This is a genomic window from Candidatus Poribacteria bacterium (genome assembly GCA_021295755.1).
Classification (GTDB): domain Bacteria; phylum Poribacteria; class WGA-4E; order WGA-4E; family PCPOR2b; genus PCPOR2b.
In genome coordinates this window covers 17,021-38,311 of sequence record JAGWBT010000045.1, presented here as the reverse complement: position 1 = coordinate 38,311, position 21,291 = coordinate 17,021, and the positions used below count along the sequence as shown (strand labels likewise).

Genomic DNA, 21,291 nt, shown 5'->3' with positions numbered 1-21,291 from the left:
AACGATCGTACATTAATTTCAATCGCATCATCAAAAATCTTCACTTTCAGATCTTCAACAATTGATTTGTGCTGATGATCTAAGGCGTCAGCAATCCGCAAAATGGCAGCCAGCCGAGTCACCTGTTCCTTTTCGGTATACGAGAGCCGCTGAAAATGAGAATGGGAGGATTTGTTTGGGTCAGGGAATGCTTTGCGATGATAACGGGCGATGTTGGCAACCAGCTCAAGCTGTTTTTCATTGAGTCCAACAATCTCCGAATTCCGTATCAGGTAGTAGGAATGCTTGTGATGCGACAACGGGTTGACATACCCACCGATTTCATGGAGGGCTGTCGCTACACTCAGGAGCAGCCGCGACTCTGACGACAAATGATGAATGGGTTGCAGTTGATCAAACAGCAACTCTGCCAAATAACGGACCTGTTTGGCGTGCCCCACGTGGAAGTGATACTTATTGCCAAGCGCCATCGCTGCCTTGATAATCTCTGTTTCTTCTGATGTCACGTCCCATGAATTCCTGTGGCGATCTGCCATCTCGGCAAGTAACCCGTCCTTGAGTCCAACATTTGCTGCATAAAGCCCCCGCGCCCCAATTACATTGCTCACCACCTCCGTAAGAACGAGACCTGCGGGCAAGATAACGTCCGCACGGTCCGGTGCCATGCCGTATCGCTCCATCCGTTCCTGCACACTGAGTCTCGAAATCTCTCTGACAAAGCGTTGAAAATCCCGCAGCGGGATGAAACGAACATCTCTTGGGAATTCGTTGTTATCTGGGTCCAGAACACCAAGCTGTCGCCCAAGTTCTTCGACATTTCCGCCGGTGCCAAGCACTATATCAATTTCGTATTGGTTGATGGCATCTAACGTGGTTTCGAGCAGCTGCTCCATGTACGCCCGGAGCAACAAGATCTGTAGATCTGAGATAGTATCCGTCCTCAGGAAGGTTTCTTGTAGCCGCACAGTTCCTAACCGAAGACTGTTGGAGTAAATAATTGAGCCGTGATCGATGACGTCAAATTCAACACTTCCTCCACCAATGTCAATGACTAAGGCAACCCTATTCTGGATATCAACTTTGCGGGTCACCGCGAGTTGGACGAGGCGCGCTTCTTCGCCGCCGGAGATACGTTCCAACTGCACACCGGAGCTATTGTAAATACGGTTTACAAGGTTATCGCCGTTGATAGCTTCGCGTGTAGCGCTGGTTGCAATGGCGCGTGTGGTGTGGACCTTCATCGCCTCAATGACTTGTCGAAACTCACCAAACGCCTCGATTGCCTGTTCAATTGCTTCATCGTTTAGAAACCCAGTCAAGAAAACTTCGTGCCCCAGACGAACGGGTGCCCGATGTTGATATACCGCCTCAATAGTCCCATCAGTTTTCACTTCAACAATTTTTAGCCGAATCGCGTTCGATCCCACATCGATTGCGGCAAGTGTAGCACTTTCCATATCCGCTCCTCATGTTTGTAGGTGTCAAAATATTAGATGATTCTATCGCCAATTGTCAAGGTAAGAATTGCTTGGGCTTTCTCCCAATCTATGCTAAAATACCCCGGGCTGATAGTAGTAGGCAAACTCCGTATGCCGTGACCGTTGTTTAATAGAGGCACAGAGGGGCTACCTACTACTTTGGGCGATCCGCAATAACCCGATCTGTCCGAAATCGCCTCAGGTTGCTTTGAATTCCAAATATGATACCTAAAGCATGATACATAAGGAAAAATTTTACGCATTACGCGTTACGTTTTATTTTTTTAAGTACAGACATGACCTTCAAGTCCTTTTCTTATTGGTGCTCGTTCGCTGCGTTGACACTCCTTGCGTTGATTCTAGCGAATACGCCCCTGCTTAATCTCCTTGCGTTTGAATTTTGTGCGGTCCTTGCTTTCGCTATTTCATTTGCGGGGGGCCATACCGCTGTGACAGGTGTGGGCAACCTGAGACAGCGTACTCAACTGATGAGAGGCACCGCCGCTCAGATGGTTATGTCGACTTTTTGGCGCGCGCTTGGAGTGAACCTGATATTACTTGCAGCGCCGTTAATCATCATTTTATTGAATGCCTTCCGCGTCAAAAATTGTGATTTCTTGGAGGGGTTCGCGTTCTTTCTCCTCTTGCCCGTCGTCAGTTGTGCCTATGCCACCGCGCTAGGTATATTCTTCGGATTATGGTTGAAGCGGCGTTGGGCTGCATATCTCGCTTATCTTGTTTACATCTTTGCTACGCTTCTGGCACTTGCCTATAACCTCATCTTTCACCCACCTATCTTCGGTTACCACTCAACCTTCGGCTACTTTCCGGGTCCCATCTATGACGAGCGTATCGCAATATCCGGCACCCTACTCATCGCACGGGGTGTAACGCTGCTATTGGCATGGATTTTCCTATCGCTTGCGATTAACACCTTGGAGATTGGCAGGCATACGCGATTGGAGCCAACCCTCTATTGGCAAAAACTGTACCGATTCAAGCCACAATTTGCAGACCTGAACCATCGAATTCGCCTCGTCGTGTTAATAATCCTGTTTGGGCTAATCTACCTGTTTCGCGGAGAGTTGGGATTGCGTCCGACGCGAGGCTATATCGAAGAGAAATTAGGTGGCTTGGAAGAGACAGCACATTTCAAAATCTACTACGAGAAAGGATCGAAGGTTGAAAAAGAGATTGAGTGGATTGCGCAAGATCATGAGTTTCGCTATGCACAGTTGATCCGTTATTTCCAGATAGAACCGACCAAGAAGGTTCAATCCTATATCTACACATCGCCTGCACAGAAGAAGCGACTCATGGGAGCGCGAGGCACATCGGTTGAAGATCCACTTGGGTATGGCTTTCATATCAACTACGAGGATTTTCCCCATCCGGTCATGAAGCATGAGTTAGCGCACGCCTTGACGGCGGACTGGCATCCGATTTTGAGAGTAAGCCTCAAAATTGGACTGCACGAAGGAATCGCCGTTGCTGCAGATTGGGATGAAGGAAAGTTGACGGCACATCAGTGGAGTCAGGCGATGCAACAGTTGGAAATTGCGCCGAAGATGAGTCAGATTATGGGGATCGGTTTTTGGACGCAAGCCTCGTCGCAGAGCTATACTTTGGCGGGGTCTTTCGTGCGGCTTCTCATCGAAAGGTACGGGGTAGAAAAAGCTAAACGCGTCTTTCCAACAGGGAATTTTAAGGAGGTTTACGGTAAATCCCTAGCAGAACTTGAACGGGAGTGGACGGACTTTCTGGAGACGGTTCCGCTGACAGAGGCGGATCTGGCTATCGCGGCCCACCGCTTCAACCGTCCAGGTATTTTCCAGAAACCGTGCGCCCATGAAATCGCTCAACTCTCTTCCGATGGGTGGCGAGCGTATTACCGAACGGATATGAACACAGCGATTCGTCTGTTTGAACAGGTCTACCAATTTGATCCAGATAATCCGCGCCATCTGCGAGGACTCATGTATGCACACTATCAAACCGAAGATTACCTATCAACCTTGGAGTGGGTATCGCAGATCATCGCACATCCCGACGCTAGCATGAACCGGGTTGCAGAGGCGAAAAATGTGGAGGGGAACGTCTACTGGCAGCGAGGGGAGCACGAGAATGCCCTTTCGCAATATCAGGAGGTCTTTGCACTTCACACCTCTGATGCCCTTGATCGAGAGGCACAAGCCAAGCTCGCAACACTTGCCCTTGACTCGCCTGATGTGGAGGATAAAATCAGGCAGGTGCTTGTCGGTCAACCGTCAAACCGACTCAAGATGACACTGCTCCACGAAGTGATTAATGCGTTGCCGGAGTGGGGGCTGGGTCATTATCTCATTGGACGACAACTCTATTTTGATCGGGAGTATGCTGCATCAAACCAATATCTGTTGAAGGCTGCTGATTTAGGGCTGCCACACCAAAAATTAGCGGTCGAAAATATAAGGCTTATTGGCGTGAACTTGTATCGGCTCGGACAATATGAGCATGCTATTGAGCAGTTTAACCAGCTCGCTGTTGATAACACTCTACCCCTTGGACTCATTCACCGTGCAGAAGATTGGATTGAACGGTGCGAATGGGCAATTGAGCAATTGGGTCAATCAGCAAATTAACTAGGTTCTGTTTGCATCCAACATCACGTAGTTGGGTTGAACGGGGAACCGTGAAACCCAACAATATCCTCTCTCCGTAGGTCGGGCATCTTGCCCGCCCCATAGCCAGCAGGACGATATACGTAGAAAAAAATACAATGGGTGGTAGTGAACAACGATCGTTGTTCACTACGAAGCGGAACGTAGAAGCGCGTATATTTCGTAGGGAACGGAGCTCTCCGTTCCATTTGTTAAATGTCAACAGAACCTACCAACTATTGATAAAGTCCTCCACATCGAAATCAGCGGGCATGTCAGTCAGCAATAACCGGTCCTGTCGAGACTCCAAGTTAGGAACAGACCGGTCTATCTCCTCCTGCATTTTATCATAAAGCGTCCGAAACCGATTCCAAAGTAGGTCAGCCTCCTCTGCCGAGAAGCGGCGAGAAAAGTCCTCGAACAGATAGAAATTGAGCTGGTGCTCCGAGATGGCAGCCACACGCTCCTCAAACGGTAGGTTAGCGACATTCGACTGTTTCAATGTGTGCGTTTTTTCCACCAATTTGGATAGATAGACCACACATACCATCCGCCATGCTTCGCCGGGATGAAGTGTCACAAGTCCATTGCGGAATGCCTCCGCATCTTTAGCGAGGATGGCGCGGAAAGTGGATTCAATCACATCACACTGTTGTTCGTGTAGTTGATAGAAATGCTTAAACCGTTCTCGTGTCTCTTGCGGCATGCGCGTCGTGAAATCCGGATGCCAGTAGAAGTGGTTGACCAAGGGATAAATAGGACCGCCGAAAGAGCGATAACCAAGATGCACCGTCCGCCGTAACTTTGGGCTGTAGTTACTTCCCCAGTGCAGCATCATGTGGATATAGACGATACCGTCACCGGCGTTAAGTTCCACCGGCATCCCACCCGGTATTGGCTCCCGTCCCTTTGTCGCCAAGTGGTCATTTTCCGTTTCTGTGTTAGGGCGTTTGTGACTTTTCGGCACGACCCAAAATACGCTGTCATCATAGAGGGGGATGTTCCATTGGACGTAAGCCGGTGCATTGTCAATCACATCCATCTGCATACCCCGTAGAGGTGCCTGTGTAACGGGATCAATATCGCGATGCCAGTTGGCAGGTCCATGATCTCGCACCGGGCTGCACATCAGAGCCATCAGTGTTGGGGAAGCCTCCGGTGCCTGCATCAGTTGGCGGCTGACGCCCAAAGTATTTTCGTGCAAGCAAAACTCCACCGCTTTAGCGGTTGTCTCGTCAGCGACACCATCGAAGAATACACGCGGTTGCGCTGCGGTTTCCCAATAGCCTCCCGGTGGATCGTCAGGTTGGCGTTCCTCCGTCCAGATGACCTTCTGCCGCTCAACTAGCGTTTCGAAACAGTCGCGCAGTTCTTCTAGCTGCCCCGGCGGAATGACCTCGCGCAGAATGATATAGCCATCGTCAAGCAGCTGTTGTGGATTGACTTGCATAGTTCGTTTTCCTTTCGCTTCAAAGGTGACGAATAAACTACACCTTCGATTCTATAATCTGCATCACCTCAAAGACAAGACCGTTGGGCGATCTGTAAAAAGAGATTCGGCGTGACCCAAAATCGGTGCTAATCTCCACCGGTTCTAGGAGCACTTCCGTGCCTAACGCGATAAGTCGTTGGTATGCCTCGTCCAAGTCATCGACCTCAAACACCGCGTGAGTCAGTCCGGGCATGAGCGGATGGTTGAGCGCCTCCTGAAAGACCGGTTTCGGGGTCAGAAAGAGGCGGGTTCCACCGAACTCCAGCAACGCATGGGGATGTGCTCCATCTTCCCTAATGCGTGAGCCACGACTTAACAGTTTGGCGCCCAATTCCTCAAAAAAGCCGATCTCCGCATCCAGATCCTCCACCTTGATACCGATATTCCAAAGGCTCGCATCCATCGTTTATCCTCCTTATCGATAGACGGGCGACCGGGTAATATACGCTTTGGTGATGTCGATGATGAGCGCAATATCGTCCCGCGCATCTACGAGTGAAGAGCGCGAAGGGGTGCTTTGGGTGATACACTCGCGGAGGTGGAGCAGCTCGCGGGTAAACCCGCTGTCCCACGGAATTGCTGGTTCCTTGTAGAAACTGTTACCTTCCTCGTCAATACCCTGCACGACCAACTTTGTAAGCACCCGACGCGAAAAGCCGGTTGGGTACGAGAGGATGACCCGCTTGGCTTCGCTGTAGATCTCAAGGGTCTGCTTGAAATCCCACAACTTGTTGAGATCTACTCGGCTGACGACGCAACGCGCTCCGTTGGGATATTCCAAGATAGTTGTTATAGCTCGGCGGTCGTTCCAAATTTCTGTGCTGATGACGGCGCTCGGTACACCTAGCATAGTTCGTAGGCTGTAAAGGTCGTGGATGAGACCGTAGGCGATGCCGCAAGATTCAGCCTTCTCAAAGAGATTCCCAAACGCTTCGCGCCGTGCGGCTCTAGATGCTTCCTGCCGTTCCATCATGGCAGCGGGCGGCAGATCATTGAACCGCTTGACCTTGAAATGGCTCAGGTGGAGCTCATTGCTCGGATGCAGATGATTGGTCTGCACAAATTTAATATCGTCCATCGTATCAACTTCGCGTTTCGCCATCTCAAAGGCTGGTTCGTATACCTTCATGTATCCCGCTTGGCCAACCTTCCCCGATTTTCGCATTGCATCGATCATCGCATCGGCCTCCTGCAAGGAGGTACAGATGGGCTTTTCGATGAAAACATGCTTTCCCGCCTCAAAGGCTTGTACCGCTGCCTCAGTCTTGGGATCCGTATGGCAGAGCAGTACCGCGTCGATGTCTGCCGCTAGCATATCGCGAATATCGGTGACATACTGGGGAACTTTGAACCTGCGAGCCACATATTCTGCCTGTCCCGGTGACACGTCGCAGACGATAGGCACTTCAAATTCATCGTCAAGTTCAAGCAAGTTGGGAAGATGTTGGACTTGAGCGATTGCACCGCATCCAACAACGCCAATTCGTACTGTTGACATACTGTTTCCCTCCATTTTTCAGGCGACACACTTCAACGATAAGTGCGAAGTGTTCCTGCTCGTGGGGTAAGTGTGTTCCATTCTGCGGCCATTTCATTGACCTTTTTGAAAGTCTCTAACAGAGGTTCCCACATGACATCTCGTATCTCAGCAGCAGCTTTCTCGTCCCCCGATGATAACGCCTGTTTGAGGGCAGCCGCCATCTGCTCTTGGATCTGGGCGCTGTTCTGCGCCATGTCCGCCACCGATCGCGCTGTACCAACATGATGGTCAATAAGCGCGTCAATCGGCGTGGTAGAATCTGTCTCCGTGTCATAGTCGCTGGACGGTCTGAACTGGGGCGGGAGACGTTCCCCATCGTCAGCATACTGGGTGTGAGTCGGTTGGATATGAGGTGTCACTGAGAGATACATATACACCGGTTCATCCCCAAGAACTCGCACCGAATGAGGCTCGTCCGCGAGGGCATAGCACATTTGTCCCGGGCCTAGCTCTTTGGTTTCGCCGTTGATCCTGAATTCTACCCGTCCCGACAGAATGATAAAGATCTCATGGCCCAAATCGTGGGTGTGATACTTATCAAGCGAGCCTGGTCCCGGCTCCATGCGACAAAAACGGGCACGTATCTGCGGGGTCACCAAGATATTGCGGATGTCTTTACGACAATCATAGACCGTGAAACCCATGGTTTTCTCCTCCTCAAAATGGGTGGTTGATTGAAAATGTCTAATTCACGGGTGTATCAAGTCCTAGTGCTGCATCAATGTCCACTTGGTACTCCCGTACCTCACCGGACAATACACTTTCCATGCTCACGGAGCGTTTAGCCAGAGCAGATTCGTATGCCCCAACTATTGCAGCAACCGCTTTCATACCACCTTCACCATCCACTTCGGGATTTGTTCCGTTGCGGATTGCCTGACCGAAATCGTGGTATTCAATGGCTAGATGTTTGGCATCAACCGCGATTCCGGGCTCAGGCGCGTCTACTGGTGGTTCATATTCAACGCCCCCTTTGCCAAAAAAGCGTTCCGTTATTTCGTTGAGTTCAAATTGAGGCAGAAGCGATAGAATCTCTTTTCCCTTTAGTTCCCGGCCCTCCAAACGCAGCACCACCGGATTGCCGTTACGTTCTCCGGGGGCATACACAGCGCCCCAGCGGCCGTGAACACTCCGTTCCCAGCCTTGACTGCCACGTCCGCCGCCAACATATGAGAGTTGAACAATAGCCCCTGACTCCATTGTGTACAGCGCAATCACTGAATCCTCACCGGTCGCTTCTACGCTGTCCGGGTAACTCTTGACGCGTTCCCGGTAGGAAATTAGCGGATGATCCGCATGGTCTGGCTTGCGGCGCACAGGTTCAACGATAAGTCCCCGGCCAAAAATCCCGCTATATTCACCCATATAGTAGCGGATAATGTCAGCGTAATGAACCCCCATGTCTAAGCCGATCGCACCTTTCTCCTTGAGGTGTCGCCAAGGGGTGATAGCCATGGTATCGCCACCTCCGAGAGAGGTCTGGATCATAAGGTAAGGATCGCCTAGCAACCCTGCATCAATAATCGCTCGTACCAATCGGTTGGGCGTGTCCCGGCGATAATTTTCCGCCGTTGCGAGTATTGCACCGCTGCGCTGAGCAGCGTCAATCATTGCTTGACAGGCACGTATCGTAATCCCCAACGGTTTTTCAACCATTGTATGTTTTCCCGCCTCAAGTGCCGGCACCCCGACCGCGTGATGGGTTGAACCGTCCGTAACGACATCAACAGCTGCGATATTTGGGTGAGCGAGGACCTGATCTAGATCGGTGAAAACCATCGGTCTTCTACCAAGCAGATGCCCGGCTTCGTTCGCCACCAATTCTGCGTTCTCCTGTCGAATATCGCAGACAGCTATTAAATCGAGGTTGCCGATGCCGCTGTCCTTCAGTTCTTTATACCCCATGACATGGCGATGCCCCATACCACCACAACCCACTAGGCAGATTGGAACCTTTTCCATTGTGTTCTCCTTGCTATAGTTTTTCTTTGATTGGTAATATCTACATTTGAGGGGTCAGTGTGCCAAAGGCGTTATCGTGGCTAGCAATCCCCGGTAAACCGGGATCCTCGGCATGGGATAGGGAGAGAAAGCAATGGTGAGTCAAAAACTGACAGGAAAAGGTAATGAGCGAAATACGAAGAGAATCTGTGCGCGTTTCACGTCTGGATTGAAACGAATTCCGCGATAATTCCCGTCACCGCAAACATCAAGACGCCGCGCCGAGAGACATCTTTTGCAGACCTTCTAGGAGGTTGTTGGTGCGACCTCCAATTGGGCATACTGTCCACTATAGAAGATAAGTGGCTCGCCATCGTAAGTTTCACCGGCAACGGGTTCGCCAATGAACATATCGTGATCGCCGGCGGGTGCTACCTCAACAACCCGGCAGTCTATATAAGCGAGTACGTCAACGAAAATGGGAGCCCCGGTTTCTGCCACTGTCAGATTTAGGTCTGAAAAATCCTTGGGCCCTGGTTTGGCAAACCGACGGGAAAGATCCTCTTGGTCGTGTCTGAGCACATTTATTGCATAACACTGACCTTGCGTCAAGTGTCCGTGCATATTGCTCTGATGGTCTACAGAAACCACGACTAGCGGCGGGTCAAGCGAAAGAGACATGACAGCGTTTGCCGTCATTCCCGAAATCTGTTCGCCATACCGCGTTGTCACTACCGTGACCCCAGTTGCGAAACGGCCCATAATCTGCCTTTGAAGCATCGGATCGAACGCCATCATTCTCCTCCTTGTCTATTCTTAAATTGTTGGCATCGCAGGAATAACCTCACTCGCTAGCAACTCTTGGGAACGTCTCCATGTATCTCTGTCATCCCAATCATGTGTGATCATCAGCAGTGTGCCAAATCCACCGGACTGTTCCCACACCTCTTCAAGACGACGGATACATTCTGCCACATCACCGATGATACAGATTTTCTTAAGAACATATTCTGGCGTTATATCCTCATCGGGGAAATCCGGATCATCTTTCAGAATATTGAGCATATTTGCTTTTGTAAGAACAGTGATCAGGTAATCATATGCACCGATAAAACTCCCATTTATTGCGTGCTCCCATGCTTCTTCAGTCGATTCTCCGACAAAGATACTGCGCGAGATGCGCCAGTCTGATCGGTTCGGTGTGGGCAGTCCAGCGTCTTCAGCACCGGCGCAATAGGTTTCCCAATGATTTGCAAGGGTTACCTCTGATACAAGGTTCGTGCTTATAGGTATAAAGCCGCGTTGACCCGCTGTCCGGGCTGCCATCGAGTTTCCTCTTACAATGCTCATAGCGATCGGTGGGTGCGGTTTTTGGTAAGGTTGGAGCAGTACTCCAATTCCACGTTCGTGATCGAGGGTTTCAAGTTTGATATTCCAGAAATCCCCGTTGAACTCGAAGGGTGGGTCCGTTTGCCACAACTTGAGGATGGTGTCAATTGCCTCCATGGTCATCAGCCCCTGCGTTTTGGGATCAGGTAAGTCGAATAGCCCCCAGTCAGTTGCTACCCCGCCTTGCCCAAATCCACAATTCAGACGGCCACGAGCGAGATGATCAAGAAACGCAAGGCGAACCGCGGTGTTGACCGGGTGGTGCTGGGGGATGATAGACACACCGGTGCCGAGGCGGATGTTCTTCGTGCGCGGTAGGACGTTGCCGATAAACACATCGTTAGATGGAATGGGTTCCCAGGCGACCGTGTGATGCTGCCCAATCCAAGCTTCGGTAAATCCCAATTCATCAGCGAGGACAATTAAATCGATGTCCTCTTCAAAACACTCCGTCCGGTCTTTGTCCGGGGGGTGCAGCGGCATCATAAATGCGCCTAGCTTCATTTTGTGATCTCCCATGGTTATAGGTTGGTTGTGGCTAAATCACCGGCCATCTCCAAGTTAGGAATCCCGATTGAATCGAGGACAGGTTCTGCGCCGCAACTACTAAAATAGGCTTCACACACTCTCTTAGAAAATTCCCTTTAGCAGAGACGCTATTACGCTTACCCCAACTGCAATTAGGATGCCAATGATCCACTTGTACAGTCCATCAATTTTGTTACTCAGTTGATCTATTCGTCCGTTGAGGATTTCCCCCAGAACTCCTGCGATTTCCCCCCGAACTCCTGCGATTTACCCCCGAACTCCTACGATTTCCTCTCGATAACTTTCAATTTTGCTAGTCAGCTCGGTTCTAACGTTCTCAATGTGACCGATTAATTCTGTACGAGTTTCATGAATCTGACTTGCCAATTCAGTGCGCAATGCCTCTCGCTCACGGTGCCCTTCTGCACGGACATCCCTAATTAGGACTTCAATTGTGCCTAATCGACGTTCAATATCTGCGAGACGTTGATCGTGCTGTTGCTGGACGCCTTCAAATTTTCCAAGCCGCTGATCGAGGGTTTGAAGTTCAAATTCCATAGCACTCTCCATCTTACATTTTGTCCTTCGCCAATCACGGTTCCTGAATCGGGTCCGATCCTGCCAACTCACGGAAATGATTGAGCGTCTTCAAGATCCCTTGCTCCATGGTGTATTGGGGTGTGAACCCGACCTCTTGAGCGATTGGATCCGCATCATAATCCCATGAAATTCCAAACACGCCCGGCTCAAGCGTAATCTGTGCACTGGGCACCAATTTCTTTAAGTAAGTGACACCTTCCTTAACCGTGCGAATTCCACCTTTGACGTTGAAGACACGCGTCTTTGTGGCTGGACAGGTACACGACATCACAATAGATCTGGACACATCCTCGACGTATTGCCAATCTATCGCATCATCGCCGAATGGAGAAACGTAGGGTTTCCCATGTGCAGCAGCTTCAATCATTTGCGTTGAGAATGAACTCATTCCCCGTGTCCGTCCGACACCGTATACCGCGGTAAATCTCAATCCTATCGTGTCTACACCGTAGTTATCAAAATAGTGCGCTGCATATCTCTCATTCATGGACTTCATTTGCAATCTGCTCGTGATTATAATCTTCCGGCGATCCGAAGACTGCGACACTACTTGCCCAGACAACCCGTTTGAGGCCGAAAATGCGCGCTGCCTCAAACATATTAATTGTGCCTTCACATACAATCTTTAACGCTTGTGGTGGGTTGGCATCGCACGCTGGCACCTGCCACGATGCGAGATGGATAATCCGATCGATTTGGTGCTCTTGGACCGTTCGCAACACATGCGGGAGATCGGTAATGTCCCCCTGAACGAAAGTAAACTGTTCAAGTTGGTCCTCTGTCAACACCATTTTGGGAATGGTTAAATCAGGAATAAAATCGTACACAACAATTTTTTCGCCGGCGTTCAGAAGGTCACGAATGACATAGGATCCAATGCACCCCATTCCACCTGTTATCAAATATGCCATAGACTTCAACTCCTCTTAGATCATTTCCTTTCTGTGGTTGGTGAGAAAATCAGTGAGGCAGAGAGATATTCCGATGCGTAGTGCGTAAACACCGCTATGTTCGTTATATCCCTGCTTTACTTCTCTATTGTTGGGGCTGGGGTGAATTGACATCGACAAGAATATCGTTGCCCTCAATCTTTACAGGATACGTGGGGAGTTTCTCCTGCTCTGGCCAGAGGCATTTTCCTGTCTTCACATCAAACTCCCACATGTGGAGCGGACAAGTAACAGCGTTATCATCAAAGAATCCGTAGGTCAAAACTCCACCAAGATGCGGACAGATGTTATTCATCGCGTAATAGTCGCCATCGATATTGTATATACCGATGAAAACGCCTTCGACCTTAACACCGAGACAATCACCGGGCTGAACGTCCGTTGTCTCGGCAGCTTTCACAAACTGAGACATTCGTATTCCTTTCTCACTTAATTTTCTAGAGTTTACGCTTTATATTCTATACTTTCATTGTATCACGTCTCTCGATATTCCTCAACATAATTTCTTATAGCGACTTCCGGGGGAAGTATCGAAAAAATAAGATGACGATATTTGTCAATTTATGGTAGATTTTAGAATTACTTAGACACTCCCAATGCACAGCCATATCAAGGGGGAAACCGTTATCAGGGGGACTTTGCAAACTTCACTAAGGTCGGAGTTATTGGTAAATGTCCACTTATTTTTCTAATTCACCATAATATCACGTATGGAAAGGACAGGTTGGCGAGTAGATGAGGAAGAAATCTTGGCGATCTTTGAGAATAACCTGCTGTTTGAGGAGATTCTCGAACCCCTCAAACAGCAGTCCTAAGGAGATTATCGGTGAACAAACGCAAAAGTTAAGCGAACGGTCTGCTACGAAGTGGAAACTTAACACACTATATTATAATCTTCCAAACTTGCAGTCATGTCTTACGTTTCACGTTTCACGCATCACGTCCCCATCTAAATATATCCCGTTGACCCATCTGGACGAATCGGGCAGGTGCGTTGCCAGTGGACATATTCGTTATCGCCGATGACGTCTTCATTTATATCCACACCGAGACCTGGCCGATCGCGCAATTCAAGATACCCATCTTTGGGCAGATAGGGTTCATCCACCCACTCATTCCATTCAGTTCCTGTCGGCGAGATGTATTCGAGAACCTTGAAATTGGGCGTTGCTGCAGCAAAGTGCACGTTCACCGCGGTCGCCAAAGGTCCCATCGGATTGTGGGGGGCAATGGAGACATAATGTGCTTCGGCAATAGCGGCGATTTTGCGCATTTCGAGCAATCCACCGCAGACGCAGACGTCCGGCTGAATGATGTCTGCCCCTTGTGCAGCCATCAGGTTGAGAAATTCGAAACGTGCATAGAGAGATTCGCCGGTTGCCAATGGTACTTGCATCTGAGAACGTAAGCGAGACCATGCGGGGATGTGTTCGGGTCTGAGCGGTTCTTCGTAGAAATAGGGGTCATAAGGTGCTAGCGCATTGGATAGCTGCAATGCACGAATTGGTTCAAAGATCTTAGCGTGTGGGTCGAACGCGAACTCCCAATCGTCCGGTGTATGGTCGCGAATCCCCTCAAAATAGTCAGCAGCGGCAGCACAAACTCGTCCCCAACGATTTGCATCCGGCTCGATCGGATAAGGGCTGGTTTTGAAAGCTGTAAAGCCCCCCTCTTCGTTTAATCGATGTGCTGTTTCACCGGCTTCCTGCCCATCACGGCCTCCGACTCCTTGATAGACACGGATGCGATCGCGGACGGACCCGCCAAGGAGCATATAGACAGGAAGGTTGGCTGCTTTACCGCTGATGTCCCACAAAGCGTGGTCAATTGCGGAGGTAACTGCGAGACCCACACCGCCAGCAGGGAAGCGTAATTGCTGGTGAATCTTCATCATGATGTATTCGATGCGGCGTGGATCTTCTCCCTTAATCATCTCAAAGATATAATCCGCAATGGGTTCAGCAGCGAGGTTCGGTCCTACGGAGTAGGATTCGCCCCAGCCGTGAATGCCTTCGTCAGTTTCAACTTTAATCAGTCCTCTTGAGCGTCCGCCGAAGCGGGCCATAAAGGTTTTGATATTCGTAATCTTCATTAATATTCCGACCTTTCTTTCCGATAAGGATGTTGCGTTCAGCCGTTATCTGAAATACCATATAAGCTTTGTCTCCATTGTAATCCTAACAGGATTTTTTGTCAATCAATTTTTCCTGTTGACGCCTCCCAACGCCTGTGTTATATTGAAAACGCTCTGTAGATGACACGGATTTTTATTGCGTTTGGTGAAAACAGAATGGCACATCCCCCGTATATTCTTTCGATTGATCAAGGCACAACTGGCTCGACGGTGCTACTCATTGACGCACATGGGGAGATTGTTGCACACGGCTACCGTGAATTTACGCAGCACTATCCCCGTCCTGGCTGGGTGGAGCATGATCCCATTGAAATCTGGGAAGTAACACATCGAGTCATCGCAGACTTAATTGATGAACACGGGAGCGCAGCAGGCGAGATTGCAGCTATTGGAGTCACGAACCAGCGGGAAACGACGGTGGTGTGGGAACGCAAAACCGGACAACCGATTCACCCCGCAATTGTGTGGCAATGTCGTCGCACATCGGATATCTGTGCGGATCTAAAGGAACGGTCACTGGAAGAGAAAATACGGGCGAAAACAGGTTTGGTGCTTGATCCGTACTTTTCGGCGACAAAGATTGCATGGATCCTAGATCGGGTCGATGGCGCACGTGAGCGCGCTGAACGCGGTGAACTCATTTTTGGAACTATTGATACGTGGTTGCTGTGGTATCTAACAGGAGGCGAAGTTCACATAACAGACTACACGAACGCCTCCCGAACGATGCTGTTCAATATTGACACGCTCGCGTGGGATGAAGAACTGTTGGATATCCTGCGCGTACCACGGTCTGTCTTACCAAACGTGGGGGTTTCCGGGAGTATTTTCGGGAGAACAAAAGATGTTGGACCGTTGCCGGACGGCATTCCAATCGCTGGGATTGCTGGAGACCAACAATCCGCCCTATTTGGGCAGCTATGTACCCAAGCCGGCATGGCGAAAAACACCTACGGCACCGGCTGCTTCCTGATGCTCAATACAGGCGAGCAGCGTGTCCACTCAAAGTCCGGATTACTGACGACATTGGCTTGCGGTTTCGATCAAACACCGGTTTACGCGCTTGAAGGGAGTGTGTTCATCGCAGGCGCAGCGGTGCAGTGGCTGCGGGATGCCTTGAATCTTATCGACACCGCTGCGGAGACCGAAGCAATTGCCGCTAGCGTTCCGGATTCGGGCGGCGTCTTTGTGGTTCCCGCCTTCACAGGTCTCGGCGCACCGTACTGGGACGCAGAGGCGCAAGGCGCAATACTTGGCTTGACACGGGGCGCAACCCGCGCCCATATTGTCCGGGCGACGCTGGAATCAATCGCACTTCAAACGGCGGAGGTCGTCACAGCGATGGACACCGATGCAGGAGTTGAACTTAATCGGCTCCGCGTTGACGGCGGCGCAGTTGCGAACAATTTCCTGATGCAGTTTCAGGCGGATATATTGGGCATAGATGTGGAACGACCGACACGAATCGAAACGACAGGGCTTGGTGCGGGGTATCTAGCGGGATTGACCGTCGGTGTGTGGAATGGGATTCACGACTTGGAATCCCATCGGAAAATAGAGAAAGTCTTTTCGCCGCAAATTGATGCCGATCAACGACAAGCAAAACTGGACGGTTGGAAAAATGCTGTCCGAAGGGTTATGAGCTAACATGCGTTTACAGTGGAAGTACGCCCTCATTATTAATCTATCTGTTTTGGTTCTTCTTGCTGCCTTCTACATGCTTCTCAATGTTAAAGCTGTAGATGACCTTGGAGACCTTTACGAAAAGGGCATAACACGAGGCGCGATTTTCAAAGAAATTACAGAGAAGACTATTCGCCCGCTCGTTGAAGACAATATGGCATTCAAAGAAATTGCAGAGCAGACGATTCAGCCGCTTGTCGAAGACAAGATCGAGGATAGGCAGACACTATACAGAGAAAAACTTGAACATGCTCTCCGACAATTAAAAAAGGACAAGCCTAACGAGATGCGGGATGTTTTAGACATAAATGTGACGATCGGCATTGATGCGAGAATCCAAGCTAGTTTAATTCCAAATAAGGGGGTAAACGACCATATAAATTTAACCGAGGAAGGGGTATTTGAAATAAGGAAGAAAGGTTTTGAACTCTATAGGACACCCCAAATTAACGGCAGAGATGCGACAGCAGTTATCATTCCCTATTCGGTTGAATTTGTTGGAGAGGAATTTGACACAGAACCGATCGACGGGTTTATTCAAGCACTCTTTGCAGGACCCGATCTCGCCAATCATCTTTACCGTCTCCGCTTCATGCTCCTGATTTCCATTATTGTTGTGAGTGTCCTGTTGGTCATTATCATTGATATGATGACGACTCGCTTGGTTCTTCGTCCTCTTCAAGGTATGATGGAAATTATCAGACAGGCGGAAGCAGGCGACTCCGAATCGCTGCCGCAGTCCTACGCCTCCGACGAAATTGGGCGCGTGACATACAGTCTTGCACGGATGCTGAGGCAATTGACGGGAACGCATGCCAAGCGAATCGCTGCGCTTCAACAGTTTGCTGCAGGCGTCGCCCATGAAATCCGTAACCCACTGAATACTATTGGGATGACAGCCCAGCATCTGCGAGACCTCTTTTCACAGAACAATATTAAACCCAACGACATCGAAGAAGCTCGAAACCTGCTCGATATTGTGAACTTTGAAATCCAACAGTTGCAGCGAATCTCTGAGCAGTTTGTGACCTTGAATCGTCCGAAAACGCTCGATCTGAAACCCACAACTCTCAACGCGCTTATCGACCAAGTCATTGCAGAATTTACGCTCATGACCGAAAGTGCCAAAATTACGATTGTCACTAATTACGCTACAAATTTGCCACAACAGCAACTAGATCAAGGGTTGATTCGGCAGATGTTTTTTAACCTGATACAGAATAGCATTCAAGCCATGCCCAAGGGCGGAAGAATTTACATTACAACGCAGCCTGCTCAAACACTCACCGGTCACGGCATCCAGATTGAGGTCCGCGATACGGGGGTTGGCATTCCTCCGGAAATCCAAGAACGGATTTTCGATGCCTATTTCACCACGAAGGAGAGTGAAGGGGGAATGGGGCTTGGGCTTGCGATTGCGCACCAGATTATTACAGCGCATCAGGGCAGAATTGAACTTAAAAGCCAAGTCGGGATGGGAACCGCATTTCAGATTTACCTGCCTATTAAGAACCTCGCTAACGCCCCAGCCGATAAATCTGTAAGCTAGAGGGAGGAATAGTATGCCGTCAATACTGATTGTCGATGATGACCAAGGTCAACGGACTGTGTTGCAGACCATATTAAAGCGCGAAGGCTACACTATAGAGACAGCCGAAAATGGCGTTACTGCCCTCGAAAAAATTGAGGACAACCTATTTGATGTCGTTGTCAGCGATATGCGGATGGCTCAGATGTCAGGACGAGAATTGCTTCATGAAATCAAAAGTAGAGATCCAGATCTGCCGGTACTGATTGTCACAGCTTATGCTGAGGTGAACGACGCCGTGGACCTGGTGGCACGTGAAGGAGCATTCTATTACCTCGAAAAACCGATCCAGATTGATACCCTCAAGAAAGAGATTAGGCGTGCTATTGAGATGCGACAAGGCATAACAGATGAGGCGTCGAGTGACGAAACCGATGTGCAGGAGATTCATTTTGATGAAATCATTGGTCAAAGCGATTCCATACGTCAACTGTTCAAAACGATGTCTCGAATCATACATCGCGGTGCCAATCAGGTATTAATCACGGGGAATACGGGCACAGGGAAGGGACTCGTTGCGAGAGCAATTCATGAATACGGAAAACGTAAGGACAAGCCGTTCATCCAGATTAATTGTGGTGCTGTGCCGGAAACGCTGATTGAAAGTGAGCTCTTCGGGCATGAAAAAGGAGCATTCACCGATGCGCATCGACAGAGAGACGGCGTGTTTGAAGCGGCAAATGGTGGGACAGTTTTTCTAGATGAAATCAGCGATCTGTCTGTGCATACGCAGAGTAAACTGCTCCATGTCTTGCACGAAAGGGAGATTATGCGCGTCGGTGGAGTGCAACCGATTAAAGTTGATGTGTGTGTTCTCGCTGCGACCAATATAGATTTGCAAACCGCTGTCAATGAGGGAAGCTTCCGTGAGGACCTGTTCTTCCGGTTAAACGTCATCCCACTCCATATGCCTGATCTCCGGGAGCGAGGCGAGGACATAGGGCTTTTGGTCGATTTCTTCCTCCAGAAGTTTGGACAGGAATACCCCGGTGCGGAACCGAAACGCATGACACCTAGAGCCATGTCCGCACTTCGGCGCTACGATTGGCCCGGGAATGTACGTCAACTTGAAAACTATCTGCACAGAATTTTCGTGCTCTCAGAAAACGAGGGCATCGATCTTGAAGATCTTCCGCCCGAAATTTCGGACAGCTCATTGCCTCCAGGGGATTTTCCCGTAGAAATTCCGGAAGAGGGAGTTGCCCTTGAAGAAATTGTAAAGGAATACATTCGGGTTGCCTTGACACAGACCGGAGGCAACCAAACCCAAGCCGCTGAACTTCTGGGGATCTCCCGCCGTAGGCTTCAGAACCGGATGCAGAACTACGGGTTTAGTAGCAGAGATTTTAAGGGTTAGAATCGGCGGGAGACTCTATCACCCGATACCTGAACAATTCAATGGTGCCTCTTGAGTGGCATCTTTCTGCATGATGAGCCTAAACTAGCCCTGATCCCTACGGTTGCCCGCCAATCCACATCGCTCACCTGATAACGTCCTCTTACCCAACAATCGCTCCTACATGCATATTACTTCTTCCAACTATTCAATCACTGACAGATTTAGACGCGACAGATGTCCTTTGCCGTGATGAACCGTGTTACGGGCAATAACCGGTTCGGTCTTTGACCATGGTGGTGCTAGAGTGTTCGGATGCGGGAGGATACGGGGAAAGTCGCTGCTAGTGATAAGCAGACAGATCCGCGAACCAACTGGAAACACATAGGCAATCTGTCCCATCTGCAAGCGGATATGGGGAATATCGCCTGATGCGAGTGGTTGAGGATCCGCCCAACTTTCACGGTAGCGACACCGCAGTGAGCCAATCGTCAGACAGGTCACAGCACCAGAGGCTTCTTCAACACAGAGTTTAGCAACAAAATCGGTATCGACAGCATCGCTGGAAATGCAGAGATCAAGTGTCACCTCGCCGACTACGGTCAACGGCGATTCAAGTTTGGGACTTCGATAAAAGAGTAGATCAGACCGATCAAGTATTGGACGTTGGTCAACAGGACCGAGGTGTTCAAGTCCCCAATAGACGGGACCTCCATGTGTCGGGACCGGATCACGTGGATTGTAGATGTAACTATCACTAGCACTCTTAGCCGGGGGTTCTTGTGTCAGTGCCCCGTCACCGGTTCGCATGTTTGCACTGCCATCCGATTTGAGATGCCACGACTGCTTCGTTGTTTCTGGTGGGGGCCAATCTTGCAAGGAAAGCCATCGGTTTTCTCCCATCAGAAACGCTTTCACAGGTAGTTGGCTTGTGTAACCGTTGTCTATTTCTCTTAGATGAAAATCAAGAAACTGAAGTTCATGTGCAAGAACCGACATATCTGCTTCCGTTCCGAAATCCCAGTCGCCGTAACGACAGTGGTCTGGTCCGGTGTTTCCGATATTTCTATGCCCCCACGGTCCAATTAGAAGACGTTGCCCGCTTTGTGCTAATTCTGTCGCACCACTGTCCCGGATGTTTTGATAAGCCTCAAACTGCCCCCGCGTGAGATGGTCGAACCACCCGCCAGCATGAAATCCCGGCACCCTGATGCGCGGGTGTATCAAACATTGATCGATTGATTTCCAATAGTCGTCATAATGATCGTGAGTTGCCCAATCCGACAGAACGGGTGTCTCAAAGCCGGCTTGACCGGCGATCGCCTTAGGATTGGACAGGTGGTTAAGTTTGTCCCATGAGAGGTGTGCCATTGGTGGTTGATTGCGACAAGAAGCGTGCGTCAGAGACCATCGAATGGCGTTGCCGAGTGCGAAGCAGCCATCGTAACGAATCCAATCACGGAAGAATGAACCGGGTGCGACAGAAGGGACGATACAGCGCAATGCCTCATGACCACCGCTTGCCGCCGGCACTTGAACAATTCCGAGATAGCTGCGTCCCCACAACCCAATTCGGCCGTTGCACCATCGCTGATTTGCCGTCCAATCTAACGTCATTTGTCCGTCACGAGCCTCATCAACTAGTGGTACGAAAACACCGTCGGAATCGTACTTGCCACGGCAATCCTGTGCGACAAATGCATAACCTCGCTGCGTGAACTGATATGCTGTGCCTTGAAGACCGACGCGATGGTAGGGAGTGCGAACAATAACAGTGGGAAACCGTCCAGGACCGTCGGGGAGATAAACATCTGTAGCAAGATTTGCTCCGTCTTTGGCAGGGACTCTTCGGCACAATAGTGTTTGCATTAGTATTTTTCCTAACTTTTACTTTTCAATATAGGTGTGGTGTTCACTTTCAATGGATGGCAATATACAAATGAGGAGGACTCCTCAGCGGCTTCGTAAATTTCTGTTCAATTCATTTCGGGAT

18 protein-coding genes are annotated in these 21,291 nt (G+C 49.8%); 4 read left to right on the top strand and 14 right to left on the bottom strand.

Annotation, left to right across the window (positions count from 1 at the left end; translation table 11 throughout):
- A partial coding sequence (locus tag J4G02_08590; GenBank protein ID MCE2394628.1) for a Ppx/GppA family phosphatase occupies positions 1-1,457 on the bottom strand: 1,457 nt, incomplete at its 3' end.
- A gap of 317 nt (positions 1,458-1,774) precedes the next feature.
- Between J4G02_08590 and J4G02_08585 the strand changes: the two genes are divergently transcribed.
- Positions 1,775-4,099 carry a hypothetical protein gene (locus J4G02_08585; protein MCE2394627.1) on the top strand — a complete coding sequence of 775 codons (2,325 nt, stop codon included), beginning with the start codon at positions 1,775-1,777 and terminating at the stop codon, positions 4,097-4,099.
- A 247-nt stretch (positions 4,100-4,346) separates the two neighbouring features.
- Here J4G02_08585 and J4G02_08580 read toward each other — a convergent pair whose 3' ends face one another.
- The 12 genes from J4G02_08580 to J4G02_08525 all read right to left on the bottom strand — a co-directional run bounded on the left by J4G02_08580 (position 4,347) and on the right by J4G02_08525 (position 14,649).
- Positions 4,347-5,567, bottom strand: a complete 1,221-nt coding sequence (locus J4G02_08580; GenBank protein ID MCE2394626.1) for a phytanoyl-CoA dioxygenase family protein — start codon at positions 5,565-5,567, stop codon at positions 4,347-4,349.
- Between the two features lie 37 nt (positions 5,568-5,604).
- Entirely contained in the window at positions 5,605-6,012 is a 408-nt protein-coding gene (locus J4G02_08575) for a VOC family protein (protein MCE2394625.1), read from the bottom strand.
- A 12-nt stretch (positions 6,013-6,024) separates the two neighbouring features.
- On the bottom strand, positions 6,025-7,107 hold the full coding sequence (locus J4G02_08570; GenBank protein MCE2394624.1) for a Gfo/Idh/MocA family oxidoreductase: 1,083 nt from the start codon (positions 7,105-7,107) through the stop codon (positions 6,025-6,027).
- A 32-nt stretch (positions 7,108-7,139) separates the two neighbouring features.
- A complete protein-coding gene (locus tag J4G02_08565; protein ID MCE2394623.1) occupies positions 7,140-7,793 on the bottom strand; it encodes a cupin domain-containing protein in 654 nt (217 codons plus the stop codon).
- A gap of 40 nt (positions 7,794-7,833) precedes the next feature.
- A complete protein-coding gene (locus J4G02_08560) occupies positions 7,834-9,111 on the bottom strand; it encodes a Gfo/Idh/MocA family oxidoreductase (GenBank protein ID MCE2394622.1) in 1,278 nt (425 codons plus the stop codon).
- 285 nt (positions 9,112-9,396) lie between these two features.
- Positions 9,397-9,888, bottom strand: a complete 492-nt coding sequence (locus J4G02_08555) for a flavin reductase (protein ID MCE2394621.1) — start codon at positions 9,886-9,888, stop codon at positions 9,397-9,399.
- Positions 9,889-9,906: 18 nt separating this feature from the next.
- The gene (locus J4G02_08550) at positions 9,907-10,983 is read right to left on the bottom strand and encodes an LLM class flavin-dependent oxidoreductase (protein MCE2394620.1); all 1,077 of its coding nucleotides are present in this window, start codon (positions 10,981-10,983) and stop codon (positions 9,907-9,909) included.
- A gap of 291 nt (positions 10,984-11,274) precedes the next feature.
- Entirely contained in the window at positions 11,275-11,565 is a 291-nt protein-coding gene (locus tag J4G02_08545; protein MCE2394619.1) for a hypothetical protein, read from the bottom strand.
- A 34-nt stretch (positions 11,566-11,599) separates the two neighbouring features.
- Positions 11,600-12,103: an NAD(P)-dependent oxidoreductase gene (locus J4G02_08540; protein MCE2394618.1), complete on the bottom strand. Its 504-nt coding sequence runs from the start codon at positions 12,101-12,103 to the stop codon at positions 11,600-11,602.
- Positions 12,087-12,518 (bottom strand): GDP-mannose 4,6-dehydratase, encoded by a 432-nt coding sequence (locus tag J4G02_08535; protein ID MCE2394617.1) that lies wholly within the window; start codon positions 12,516-12,518, stop codon positions 12,087-12,089. Before J4G02_08535 ends, J4G02_08540 begins: the two co-directional genes overlap by 17 nt.
- A 124-nt stretch (positions 12,519-12,642) precedes the next feature.
- Positions 12,643-12,969: a Rieske (2Fe-2S) protein gene (locus tag J4G02_08530; protein ID MCE2394616.1), complete on the bottom strand. Its 327-nt coding sequence runs from the start codon at positions 12,967-12,969 to the stop codon at positions 12,643-12,645.
- Positions 12,970-13,506: 537 nt separating this feature from the next.
- Complete coding sequence (locus J4G02_08525) at positions 13,507-14,649, bottom strand: mandelate racemase/muconate lactonizing enzyme family protein (GenBank protein ID MCE2394615.1); 1,143 nt, start codon at positions 14,647-14,649, stop codon at positions 13,507-13,509.
- Between the two features lie 198 nt (positions 14,650-14,847).
- Between J4G02_08525 and glpK the strand changes: the two genes are divergently transcribed.
- From glpK to J4G02_08510, 3 genes are read left to right on the top strand one after another with little or no spacing between them, the layout of a single operon-like run.
- Positions 14,848-16,338: a glycerol kinase GlpK gene (glpK, locus tag J4G02_08520; protein MCE2394614.1), complete on the top strand. Its 1,491-nt coding sequence runs from the start codon at positions 14,848-14,850 to the stop codon at positions 16,336-16,338.
- A 1-nt stretch (position 16,339) separates the two neighbouring features.
- A complete protein-coding gene (locus tag J4G02_08515; protein MCE2394613.1) occupies positions 16,340-17,923 on the top strand; it encodes a hypothetical protein in 1,584 nt (527 codons plus the stop codon).
- A 13-nt stretch (positions 17,924-17,936) separates the two neighbouring features.
- Positions 17,937-19,319, top strand: a complete 1,383-nt coding sequence (locus J4G02_08510; GenBank protein ID MCE2394612.1) for a sigma-54-dependent Fis family transcriptional regulator — start codon at positions 17,937-17,939, stop codon at positions 19,317-19,319.
- A 183-nt stretch (positions 19,320-19,502) separates the two neighbouring features.
- Here the strand turns inward: J4G02_08510 and J4G02_08505 are convergent, their stop codons facing one another.
- Positions 19,503-21,167, bottom strand: a complete 1,665-nt coding sequence (locus J4G02_08505; protein ID MCE2394611.1) for a CocE/NonD family hydrolase — start codon at positions 21,165-21,167, stop codon at positions 19,503-19,505.
- Positions 21,168-21,291 lie beyond the last annotated feature (124 nt).